The following is an 11,887-nucleotide window of genomic DNA, read 5'->3' on the forward strand; positions in this document are numbered from 1 at the left end:
TTCATCATCATTCTTTTAGTTCAACTATCAATTCAATTTCAACTGGAATATTAAGTGGTAATTCATTTGTCCCAACAGCAGAACGAGCATGTTTTCCACTTTCTCCAAAAACTTCTTCTAAAAAGTCTGATGCGCCATTAATAACGAATGGTTGATCATTAAAATCCTTTGCACTACTTACCCATGCAAGCATTTTAATAATTCGTTTCACATTATTTAATCCACCACCATAATCTTTGATCACTTGTAAAGCATTAATCATACATTGTCTAGCAAACTGCTGTCCCTCTTCCACAGTAAATTCTTTACCGAGCTTACCTTTGTGCAAAAACTCTCCGTTTACACTACAATCTTGTCCCGATAAATAAAGTAAATGACCAACTCTAACAGCAGGTGTATACGATGCTAATACTTCACGCTTCCCTGGTAACGTAACATTTAACTCTTTCAGCCTCTTCTCAATTGGACATTCTTCACTCATCAATCATCTCTCCTTTTAAAGCGATAAGAGCACCCATCAATTGATCTATTTGGGATTCATCATTATAGAAGTTAATCGACACGCGAACCCTTCCATCGCCACCCCAAACATGGATATCCTCTTTCAATAATTCGGTCATGACAGCCTCTCCATTTAATGCTTTAAAGGCGATATTACCACCTCTGTTTTCCGCTAGTTCAGGAGATAAAATCGTAAATCCATTTGTTTTTAATTGCTGAATTAAATAGTCTCCAAGTTCGCCAACTCTTTGTTCAATATTTGCAATACCGACTTCAAGTAAAAATGTTGTTGAATTCTCTAACATATAAATCGTGGGGTATGCGTTATAACCTAGCTCTAATTTCGTTACTTCATTAGAATACTCATATTTTTCAAGTCTTTCATCATGAAAAATCTCTTTTACAGACCGCCACCCTACTCTTCGTGGGTGTAACTCTTTTATCATTTGTTCACTTACATAGCACACTCCTACTCCGTGAGCACCTAATAACCATTTGTAAGAGCTCGAAATGATAAAGTCACAATACTGACTATTAACCTTAGAAACTCCAAGTGATTGAGTTGCATCGACTAACAATAAAGCATTAAATCGATTCGTTAATTTTCGCAACGCTTTTAAGTTATGCTTGTAACCATTCACAAAGCTAACATGACTTACGGCTACTAAAAATGTATTGTCATCTATTAATTTTTCCAATTCTTTTTGTAAAATTTCACCATTTGAGTGATTTACAGTTCGAATCTCAACACCTTTTTCACGTAAGTTAAGTAAAGGAAAAACGACAGATGGATATTCTAAATCATTAATAATAATGTTACTTTTTTCTGGTACATCTAAACAATCAATAAGATTATTCATCGCTTCAGATGCATTTCCAGAAAATGAAATTTCAGTCGACTTACAATGAAGCATTTTCGCTAAATTATCTTTTAACTTGTTCTCGATTTTATAAAATCTTTTTCTTCCTAATTCTCCTAAGCTTTTATCTTGCACATATTGCTTCACAGCGCTTTCATTTGATAAAAGTGAAGGGCATTCTGCACCTGTATAAAAGTATGTTTTTTTATTAAGTCCTATAAATTGCTGCGCTAAATTCCTCACAGTTCCTCCTTCTATGAAGCGTTATTTCGGAAAAAACATTAGTAGTTCCTTAGAATAAACACCTTCATTTTCTTCAATAAAGTTATAATACGAACGATATATATGATTTCTCATTACCTTTTCTGCCTTTTCAGGATCACCCTCTTTCAAGACCTCAATTAACTCTTCATGCTCACTCACTTCAAAATCTTTCGTATACTTTCTTTCGAGTACACTATTTACAATTTCAACTTGAAAAGAAATTGATTCATTTACATTAATAAGCATTTCATGTTTCGACATTTTTAATATTGCCTCATGGATTTTAGTAGAATAATGAGAAATGGATGTTATAGCTGGATCTTCTCTCTTTTCCTTCATTTCTTCAAAAAGTTCAATAAGCGCGTTCAATTCTTCTTCGTCATTCCTTTGTGCTGCTAGTCTTATAGCTAGCCCTTCAATCGTTGCACGTAGTGAATAAATCTCAAAAATATCTTTCTCATTATGTTTCCTAACAAAGTATCCTTTATTTCGATAATTTTCCAATACGTTCTCACTCACTAAGTATTGAATCGCCTCTCTAACAGGTGTTTGACTTATCCCTAAATGATCTGAAATTTCATTGATCTTTAATTGGGAACCGATTTCAATTTCACCATTTACAATTTGCTCTTTAATATATTGTGAAACCTCATAGCTTAAATTCTTTTTATTCAAGATTAAGTTTCGATAATTCACTTAATCGCCCCCACGATTATAATTGTCAGAATATAATGTGTAATATATTCTATACTTTATATTATACTTTACTTTTTGAAAAAGCAAGTGTTATTTTTTTATTTTTGATTCAATACTTTCTCCTTTAAAGAGTAATTCCCGATGTTTCTTAATGTGGTGGGAGTGTAGGTATAGCTTTTAAGTAATTTATTCCTTTTATGGATGGGTCAAATTCATCCCCCTAACCTTACTATCTCAACTTTCGCATAGTGAAATGAATAAGAAAGTATTGGTAGAAATGGAATGAAGATACAGTGGTCAAGTTGACTTTGGATGATTCATTTGCTCTTAAGTTTAAGCTGATATCCGTCTGGGCTCGCTCCGTGCAGACGCTTTCCGTGGGCAACGCTTCAGCTACCTCAGAAGAAAATCAATTCTTCCGCCCACGGCAAGCGAAGATGTATTGGGACTGCGGACCTCCAGTAGACATCCATAAGCTAAATTCAGTTTATTATACCGAGGTTGCCAAGGATATCATTAGAAGTACCTCAAGCTTACCAAGCGAACGAACTGTTTGAACTTATTTATTGGTGCGAAAGTTGAGTTACTATTAATAAATGTAAAATTGGTTTTATTATATTGACGTACTTAGTAGAATAAGGTAAGCTTTATATTAAATATTTAGTCATCTGATGACCTTATGTTTAAAGCGTAAAGGAGATCAATTCCATGCAATATGAACCAATCAAACGCAAAAAAAATTATGAAGTAGTAATGGAGCAAATTATTTCCATGATTAGATCAAAACATCTACAACCAGGTGAAAAGTTAGACTCCATTGAAAAATTATCACATTATTTTAATGTAAGCAGATCCGTCATTCGAGAGGCACTTAGTGGATTAAAGGCGATGGGCTTAGTCGATATTCAACAGGGAGAAGGCACGTTTATTGCTGATTTTAAAGCTTCATCTATTTCTTTACCCGTTACGACAGCTTTATTAATGAAGAAGGAAGATATTAAAGAGTTATTTCAAGTCCGAAAAATACTCGAAGTTGGTGCAGTCCGTTTAGCCGCACATAATTGTTCTGAGGAAAATATGATTCAGATCAAACAAGTGTTAATTGAAATGAAAAAAAACAACAAATTAGATGAAGAAGCGGATTTTAATTTCCATTATCAAATTGTAAGGGCATCTCAAAATAAGATGTTAATAAATTTATTAAGTAGCATTTCGGAAATTATGATTGAAACGATTCGCGATGCCCAAAAAATTATGTTCGATTCGGAAATAAACGAAATAAAATTAATTAAAGAACATGAGCTCATTTATGAAGCAATAAAAAATAAACTTCCTGATCAAGCAGAAAAATATATGTTAAGTCATTTAGAAGGGGTCGAAAGATCTCTTGCTCCTTATATTAATTAATTCAGGTAGGTGAAAATGATGAAAGTTTCTTTATTTATTACTTGTTTATGTGATATGTTTCATCCGAATATAGGTAAAGATACAGTCGAGGTACTAGAGCGTTTTGGATGTGATGTTGATTTTCCTGAAGCACAAACATGTTGCGGACAACCTGCATTTAATAGTGGATATTTACGACAATCGAAAAAAGCAATGAAGCAAATGATTCGTAGTTTTGAGCATGCTCACTACATTGTCGGGCCATCTGGTTCTTGTGTCAGTATGCTTAAAGAATATCCACAAATATTTGTAGGTGACAAAGAGTGGGAAGAAAAAGCAAAAGAATTTGCAGAAAAAGTATACGAATTAACACAATTTTTAGTAGACGTCCTGAAGGTTACTAATGTTGGTTCGAATTTCAAAGGTACGGTAACATATCATCCATCATGCCATATGACGAGAATATTAGGTGTAAAAGATGCTCCCGTTATATTGCTTCAAAACATAAAAGGTGTTGACTTAATTGAGCTACCAAAGAAAGAGAATTGTTGTGGTTTTGGCGGTACTTTCGCTATCAAAAATGCTGCCATTTCATCAGAAATGGCAGCAGAAAAATCACAGCATATTTCTGAAACAAAAGCAGAATATTTAGTTGGTGGAGATATGGCATGTTTAATGAATATTGGTGGGATGATGTCACGGGAAGGAAAAAACGTGAAAGTTATCCACATTGCTGAAATATTAAATTGCCGTTAAAGGAGGTCAGGAAAAATGGGAATCCAAATTGGAAAGAAAACTTACACAAATCGAGTAAAATCTGGAATAGAAGATCCATTCATGCGTCAAGCAGTATCTTCCGCCCAAGAACGTTTAAAAGATGGACGTATTCAATCAGAGAAAGGATTAGGGAATTGGGAAGAGTGGCGTTCTTTGGGAGAAGAAATACGCAGACATACGTTGGATAATCTCGACTATTACTTAGAACAACTAAGTGAACAAGTCGAAAAACGTGGTGGAAATGTATTTTTTGCTCGTACTGCAGATGAAGCAAATCACTATATTAATCGTATTATACAAGAAAAAAACGGAAAGAAAGTTGTTAAAGCAAAATCAATGGTGACAGAAGAAATTGGCTTAAATGATGTCTTAGAAAAGGAAGGTGTTGAAGTTGTAGAAACGGACCTTGGGGAATGGATTTTACAATTAGATGATGATCCACCTTCACATATCGTTGCTCCAGCACTCCATAAAGATCGAGAGAGAATTAGAGAAGTATTTGCTGATAAGAAAGGATATCTAGGCACGAATCATCCAGAAGAACTTACCCAATTTGCCCGTGAACAATTGCGAAAAGATTTTTTATCCGCTGATATTGGGATTACAGGGTGTAATTTTGCAGTAGCAGAATCCGGAACAATCACACTAGTAACGAACGAAGGTAACGGCAGACTTACAACTTCATTACCTGATACACATATTGCTGTTATGGGAATGGAAAGAATTGTCCCGACATGGGAAGAGTTAGATATTTTGGTAAGTCTTTTGACAAGAGCAGCAGTAGGTCAAAAACTAACTAGTTATATTACATCCATTACGGGAACAAGGCTTAAGGGAGAGATTGACGGACCGAGTGAATTTCATCTCGTTATTGTCGATAATGGGCGATCAAACATATTAGGTACGGAATTTCAGTCAGCCCTTCACTGCATCCGTTGTGCTGCTTGTATTAACGTTTGTCCTGTCTATCGTCATATCGGTGGTCATGCATATGGTTCGATTTATCCTGGACCAATTGGAGCCGTCATTACCCCGCTTCTTGATGGGTATGAAGATCATCACGAACTTCCATATGCGTCATCCCTTTGTGCTGCTTGTACAGAAGCTTGTCCTGTAAAAATTCCACTCCATGAGTTATTAATCAGGCATCGTGAAATCATTGTGGAAAAAGAGGATCAAGCACCTATATCTGAAAAAATAATAATGAATAGTTTTGCAAAATGGGCATCAACTCCAGCAGCATATAAACTTAGTACAAAAATAGCACGTCCACTCCTAAAACCATGGTCAAAAGAAGAGAAGGTAACAAATGGACCTGGACCATTAAAAGGTTGGACAGATAGTCGTGATTTCCCTACTCCTAGTAAACAGTCTTTCCGTTCGTGGTATAAAACTAGACAGAAAGGAAGCGATTAAATGGCGATTCAACATAGAGAAAGCTTTTTAAATAATGTTGCCGCAAAACTAAATCGCCCTCGAAAAAAAAGTGCTGTAACGAAACCAATATGGAGGAAGCAACCTCAATGGGACGTATTGAAAGGCTGTACACAAGAACAATTAATCCAAGTATTAGAAAAACAATGTAAAGTAATTCATACTTCGTTTAAAAGAACTAATAAAAATACTTTAGCTAACGTGTTGTACGAAACAATTTTAGAATACGGTGGAAAATCAATTATTACAGCGGAAGATGAGCGAAATGACTTATATGGATTACCTACGTTTTTTGATCGTTTAGGGGAAGAAAAGATCGATATACATGTTTGGAATAGTGGCAAAGGGGAAGAAAATGTCATTTTTGCGGAACAGGCTAATATTGGAATTACCTTTAGTGATATGACACTTGCTGAATCTGGTACGGTTACTTTATTTAACGATAAAAACAATAGTCGTTCTATCAGCTTACTACCTAAACATTATATTGCAATCATTCCAAAAGAAACGATTGTTCCAAGAATGTCTCAAGCTACAAAAACAATTCACGATTTACACGAAGCAGGTCATAAAATTGCTTCTTCTATTAGCTTTATTACAGGACCTAGCAATAGTGCGGATATAGAATTGAATTTAGTCGTTGGTGTTCATGGACCTATAAAGGCTACCTATATAGTGGTGGAATAAATGTATAATAGTGATGGGACGAGAGAATACTCAGTCCCAGAAAGTCGCGTATTTAACCAGTGAGCAGTAAGAAATCGTTGATACGCTTATCTGCCAAGGAAATGCAAAGGGTTATTTTACCGGACTTTTTTGAAGAACCTCTTATAAGGGTCTATCTCGAAATGGATAGTCCTTTTTTCTTTTGTCTTACTAACTACTACTCTTTCTTACAAATTATTCTTAACCGTCTCCGGTAAATCATCTTCTTTAATAAATTCATATTTTTTCACTTTATTTTTGCGAACATATAATTTGATTATCCGACCTTTTTCCACTGTATTGCTCATTGAAAAAGTTTGGGTTCCCCGATTGCCTTCTTCATCAATAATAGGGATCGTATATTCAACTCGATCAAACTTTAAAGGCACAGCTTCTTCTGGAATAATTCCATATTGAAAGATAGTCTTAGAATTTACATATTTATTGACCCCTATAACAATAATCCCAATTATCGCCATAGCAATAAGAAGTTTTTTTAAGTCTTTCTTTCGCATAGCTTGTTCCTCCTTAGTAGATAAGTATATTATACATGAAAAAAACAATTATTTGTTCTTTTATATGTCAAAATTACTAGATTTTTCACCTCGGGAAAAATTTGCCGATGAATAGCCATGATGGCTTATCTTTTTACTCATTTCGATTAAATTCAACATTATTTTTCATTTTTATCATAACACGAATAATGGATTATGGAAAAAATAAAAACTATCTATTGAAAGATAGTTAATGAATGATGCTATTTATTTTATTTACTAGATTAACCAAACTGCCCATTAATATATGCTTCTGTACGCTTGTCATTTGGATGATTGAAAACTTCATACGTTTCATCGTATTCGATCACTTCACCATCTAAGAAAAATGCAGTTCGATCTGAAATTCTCGCAGCTTGCTGCATATTATGCGTGACGATGACAATCGCATAATCGTCCTTCAAATTACGGATAAGCTCTTCTACTTTTAAGGTAGATTTCGGATCAAGAGCTGAAGTAGGTTCATCCATTAAAATTACTTCTGGTTCAATTGCTAAACATCTAGCAATACATAAACGTTGTTGCTGACCGCCAGAAAGACCATATGCGCTATCATGCAAACGATCTTTCACCTCATCCCAAATATAAGCATTTCGCAGACTCGTTTCCACTATCTCATCCAAAATCATTTTGTTTCGGATGCCATGGATCTTAGGACCATATGCAATGTTTTCATAGATTGATTTTGGAAATGGGTTTGGTTTTTGAAACACCATACCAACTTGGGTACGAAGTTGTTCAACATTTAAAGAAGGATCAAAAATACTTTTTTCATTATACATAATTTTTCCTGTCGTACGTACTTTTGGGACAAGTTCAACCATCCGATTCAATGTTTTTAAATAGGTGGATTTTCCGCAACCAGAGGGCCCAATAATAGCAGTTACTTCTTTTTCACGAATAGTAAGATTAATATTCTTTAAAGCATGAGTTTCGTCATACCATAAATTTAAGTTTTCCGTGTTAAAAACTACTTTTTTGTTTGTATCAGCCGTTTTTAACAACTTCACTTTGGGAGCGGTGCTTACTTTTGGGTGTTCCGCAGTTAAAGTACTCATGTATATCCATCTCCTTATTATTTACTCAACTTTCGTACTTATAAAATAAGTTCAAACAGTTTGCTTGGTAAAGCTTGAGGTATTTCTAATAATATCCTTGACAACCTCGGTATAATAAACTGAATTTAGCTGATAGGATGTCTACTGGAAGTCCGCAGTCCAAATACATCTTCGCTTGCCGTGGGCGGCTGTTGAGCTCCCTTCGTGCTGACGCACTACGTGATCTCACCTAGGCCTTCCTCCCACAGGCGTCTTGATGGATTTGAACTGCTCCGAATGATAAATATGATTTAACACTCTAGTTATGTTTCTAGTATATATCTCCAAACTAGTCTGGGTGAGCGCAGTCCGGCGACTCCTGCGGGAAAAGCAACGGCTGAAGATCCCCGAAGAAGTGATTTTCTTCTGAGGTAGCTGAAGCGTTGCCCGCGGAAAGCGTCCGCACGGAGCGAGCCTAGACGGATATCAGCTTAAACTTAGGAGCAAATAAATCATCCAAAGTCAGCTTGACCACTGTACCTTCATTCCATTTAATTCTACCAAGACTTTCTTATTCATTTCATTATGCGAAAGTTGAGTTATTTAGTAAATAATTTTTCTTTCCTACCAGTGCATGTTCAAAAAGAAGGATAAAACCAGACTTTTTGAACACCCCCTATCAATATGTCTTTTGGTACTTATTTCGAATAATGATTGCAGTCATATTCAAAATAAGTAATAAAACTAACAAAACGATGATAGTTGCAGCCGCTAAATTTGCATATTCCGCCACCATCGTAGAATCGAGAGTCCAATAATAAATTTGCATTGGCAGCACTGTAAATTTATCCATAATACTACCAGGCAATGGGATTAATAATGCTGGGATCCCAATGACAACAAGTGGAGCTGTTTCACCAATTGCTCTTGATAAAGATAAAATAGCCCCAGTAAGGATACTTGGTATTGCTGCTGGTAAGATGATATTTTTAATGGTTTGCCATTTGGTCGCTCCCATCCCATATGATCCTTCACTCAAATGAGAAGGAACTGCACGAATTGCTTCCTGACTAGCAACGATTGTAATTGGTAAAATTAATAGTGACATCGTTAGCCCACCCGCTAAAACGATATTCCCCATACCGAGCGCACGAACGAATACGGTCATACCTAAAATTCCATACACGATAGATGGTACTCCTGCTAAGTTTGCTATATTCGTCCGTATTAATGTTTGGATAAACCCTTTTTTTGCATACAATTCTAAATAAATAGCTGTTCCAATACCTAAAATCATCGTTACTGGTGCAACGACGATCATTAACCAAACGGTACCAAGTATGGCTCCTAATATTCCGGCTATTGCTGGGTCCGTTGATAATTTATTCGTTAAAAAATTTATGTTTATCCAGCTTAGCCCCTCAGAGAACACACGGTATAAAAGGATCGCTAAAACGATAATACCGAAACAGGTAGCTAGTAAAAACAATGCTCTTGCTATGGTGTTTACCATCACTCTCATATTCATTCGTTTTTCTACCTGAATAACGTCAATATATTTAATGGTAGCCACCCCCTAATTGTCTGTTCATCATTCATATTCTTCTTTCCACTTCTTCGCAATATATGTTGCCGATAAGTTCATTAACAGTGTAAAAATAAATAAAGTCATCGCTACAGCATATAAGCTATAATAGATTGTCGAACCTGCTGGTGCATCTCCACCTGTTACTTCAACGATATATGCGGTCATCGTTTGCATGGATTGTGTAATATCAAATGTAAAGTTTTTCGAACTACCACTCGCGATGGTAACGATCATCGTCTCACCAATTGCCCTAGAGATAGCTAAAACAATTGATGCGATTATTCCCGATAATGCAGCGGGAATGATTACTTTGAAAACAACTTCTAGCTTGGTTGATCCCATAGCTAGAGCTCCTTCTCTCATTGAGTTTGGAACCGCAGTCATCGCGTCCTCTGATAACGATGCGATCATTGGTATAATCATGATCCCCATTACAATTCCAGGGCTGAGAATATTCGTTGCATCAAGCCCTGGAATTACATATTTTAGTAATGGGGTCACAAAGGTAAAGGCAAAAAATCCATATACAATTGTTGGAATCCCCGCTAAAACTTCCAAAATTGGTTTACATATTTTTCTCACATTGTTAGGTGCATATTCACTTAGATATATTGCTGACATTAAACCTATCGGTAAAGCTACTAAAATAGCAATAAACGTCGAAGTTAATGTTCCCATTAATAATGGCAGTACTCCAAATTGTGGATTTTGACTTAATGGTTTTAAGACCGTTCCCGTGAAAAATGATACGATGGAAACTTCTTTGAAAAAGTGAAACGATTCACTCACCAAAATATAAACAATGCCAATTGTGGTAAGTACAGATAAACTTGCAATTAAAAACAAGAGAACTGGAATGGATTTTTCCAGTTTTCTATTGAAATTTTGCGATTTATTTTTTTCTTCGATTAATTGGCGGACGTTTTGTTTTTTCTTTTTTTCACTCACGTTCCCACCACCTCCTCCTTTCTATTCGTCTTCTTTATTGAAGACCAAATAGAAAGTCTAAGTTTTCTTGCACTTCTCCACTTGGAATTGGAGCAAATCCAGTTTCACCAGCAAATTCGTTTATATTTTCCATTGCATAAATTGCATAGTCTAGAACTTGTGGTTTTTCTTTTGCATTATTTACATTCAAGTAAGTAAATACTGGTCGTGTAAATGCTGCATAGTCACCGTCTTCTGCAATTGTGTTTAGTGATGGTTCAACTGCTCCATCTCCAAAGTCAACACTTACTGCTTGTAACTTGTCTTCATTGTTCACATAATAACCAAATCCGAAAAATGCAATGCCATTTTCGTCATCAGCGATTAAATTTACTAATGTTGAATATTCTTGTTGTAAATCAACATCGTCTACTAAATCTTGCTCTTCAAGAACATTTTCAAAAAAGAATTCATATGTTCCATGGTTTTCGTTCGGTCCATACGTATTAATTTTCTCATCTGGCCAGTCAGGGTTAATATCAGACCAGTTTGTCATTCCTCCATCAGCTAAGAAGATCTTTGTTAATTCTTCTTCTGTCATTTCAGTTGCCCAATCATTTTCTTTATTAATAACGAAAGTTAGTCCATCTAAAGCCACTTTTAATTCCTTTACTTCGATTCCTAACTCTTCTGCTTTTTCTGCCTCTTCATTTTTAATTTGTCTTGATGCATCATTGAAGTCCGTTCCATTTTCAACGAGGAACTTTTCAAAACCAGCACTTGTTCCGGCTCTACTTACTTCTACAGATACGCCTTCTTGCTCATTTGTCATATATTCTTCTGCAAGTTTAGCCATGAGTGGATACACTGTACCAGAACCGTCAATTACTACACTACCTTCTAAATCAGCAGCTTCATCTGAAGCTTCTTCGTTTGCTACTTCAGTTTCTTCTGGACTTTCAGTGTCTTCTTCTTTTCCAGTTTCTTCTTCATTTGAATTCTGACAAGCTATCAAAATAATTGCCAAAATTCCTACTAAAAATAATTTCCAACTGTTCTTAAACTTCATGCTTTTGTTCCTCTCCTTTGAGAATGTTAAATTTTTAACTCAAGTACAGTATAAAATTGGATTGTTTATTAATGATTAATTTAAAGTAA

General features: G+C 35.4%; 12 protein-coding genes. 4 read left to right on the plus strand and 8 right to left on the minus strand.

Features of this window, described 5'->3' with window-relative positions; translation table 11 throughout:
• Positions 1–7 precede the first annotated feature (7 nt).
• Genes DFR56_RS12135 through DFR56_RS12145 form a run of 3 tightly spaced genes read right to left on the minus strand, consistent with a single transcriptional unit; the run spans position 8 to position 2,321 of the window.
• Complete coding sequence (locus tag DFR56_RS12135; RefSeq protein WP_110395708.1) at positions 8–481, minus strand: RidA family protein; 474 nt, start codon at positions 479–481, stop codon at positions 8–10.
• Positions 474–1,604 (minus strand): aminotransferase class V-fold PLP-dependent enzyme, encoded by a 1,131-nt coding sequence (locus DFR56_RS12140; protein ID WP_158525624.1) that lies wholly within the window; start codon positions 1,602–1,604, stop codon positions 474–476. The genes DFR56_RS12135 and DFR56_RS12140 overlap by 8 nt, the downstream gene beginning before the upstream one ends.
• 21 nt (positions 1,605–1,625) lie before the next feature.
• Positions 1,626–2,321, minus strand: a complete 696-nt coding sequence (locus DFR56_RS12145; RefSeq protein WP_110395710.1) for a GntR family transcriptional regulator — start codon at positions 2,319–2,321, stop codon at positions 1,626–1,628.
• Between the two features lie 708 nt (positions 2,322–3,029).
• On the opposite strand from DFR56_RS12145, the gene DFR56_RS12150 reads away from it, so the two are divergent.
• From DFR56_RS12150 to DFR56_RS12165, 4 genes are read left to right on the plus strand one after another with little or no spacing between them, the layout of a single operon-like run.
• Positions 3,030–3,728, plus strand: coding sequence for a FadR/GntR family transcriptional regulator (locus DFR56_RS12150; RefSeq protein ID WP_110395711.1), 699 nt, complete (start codon positions 3,030–3,032; stop codon positions 3,726–3,728).
• Between the two features lie 18 nt (positions 3,729–3,746).
• Positions 3,747–4,463 (plus strand): (Fe-S)-binding protein, encoded by a 717-nt coding sequence (locus DFR56_RS12155; RefSeq protein WP_110395712.1) that lies wholly within the window; start codon positions 3,747–3,749, stop codon positions 4,461–4,463.
• 15 nt (positions 4,464–4,478) lie between these two features.
• Positions 4,479–5,900 carry a LutB/LldF family L-lactate oxidation iron-sulfur protein gene (locus tag DFR56_RS12160; RefSeq protein ID WP_110395713.1) on the plus strand — a complete coding sequence of 474 codons (1,422 nt, stop codon included), beginning with the start codon at positions 4,479–4,481 and terminating at the stop codon, positions 5,898–5,900.
• Positions 5,901–6,605, plus strand: coding sequence for a LutC/YkgG family protein (locus DFR56_RS12165; protein WP_110395714.1), 705 nt, complete (start codon positions 5,901–5,903; stop codon positions 6,603–6,605).
• 206 nt (positions 6,606–6,811) lie between these two features.
• On the opposite strand, the gene DFR56_RS12170 is transcribed toward DFR56_RS12165, so the two are convergent.
• The 5 genes from DFR56_RS12170 to DFR56_RS12190 form a co-directional block, all read right to left on the minus strand.
• Positions 6,812–7,138 (minus strand): DUF1093 domain-containing protein, encoded by a 327-nt coding sequence (locus DFR56_RS12170; RefSeq protein WP_110395715.1) that lies wholly within the window; start codon positions 7,136–7,138, stop codon positions 6,812–6,814.
• Between the two features lie 263 nt (positions 7,139–7,401).
• Entirely contained in the window at positions 7,402–8,235 is an 834-nt protein-coding gene (gene pstB / locus DFR56_RS12175; RefSeq protein WP_110395716.1) for a phosphate ABC transporter ATP-binding protein PstB, read from the minus strand.
• Positions 8,236–8,893: 658 nt separating this feature from the next.
• A complete protein-coding gene (gene pstA, locus DFR56_RS12180; protein ID WP_242694576.1) occupies positions 8,894–9,742 on the minus strand; it encodes a phosphate ABC transporter permease PstA in 849 nt (282 codons plus the stop codon).
• Positions 9,743–9,805: 63 nt separating this feature from the next.
• Positions 9,806–10,750 carry a phosphate ABC transporter permease subunit PstC gene (gene pstC / locus DFR56_RS12185; RefSeq protein ID WP_110395717.1) on the minus strand — a complete coding sequence of 315 codons (945 nt, stop codon included), beginning with the start codon at positions 10,748–10,750 and terminating at the stop codon, positions 9,806–9,808.
• A 34-nt stretch (positions 10,751–10,784) separates the two neighbouring features.
• Entirely contained in the window at positions 10,785–11,798 is a 1,014-nt protein-coding gene (locus DFR56_RS12190; RefSeq protein ID WP_110395718.1) for a PstS family phosphate ABC transporter substrate-binding protein, read from the minus strand.
• Between the last annotated feature and the right edge of the window lie 89 nt (positions 11,799–11,887).

Origin of the sequence: Pseudogracilibacillus auburnensis (assembly GCF_003201975.1) — a bacterium.
Classification (GTDB): domain Bacteria; phylum Bacillota; class Bacilli; order Bacillales; family Amphibacillaceae; genus Pseudogracilibacillus; species Pseudogracilibacillus auburnensis.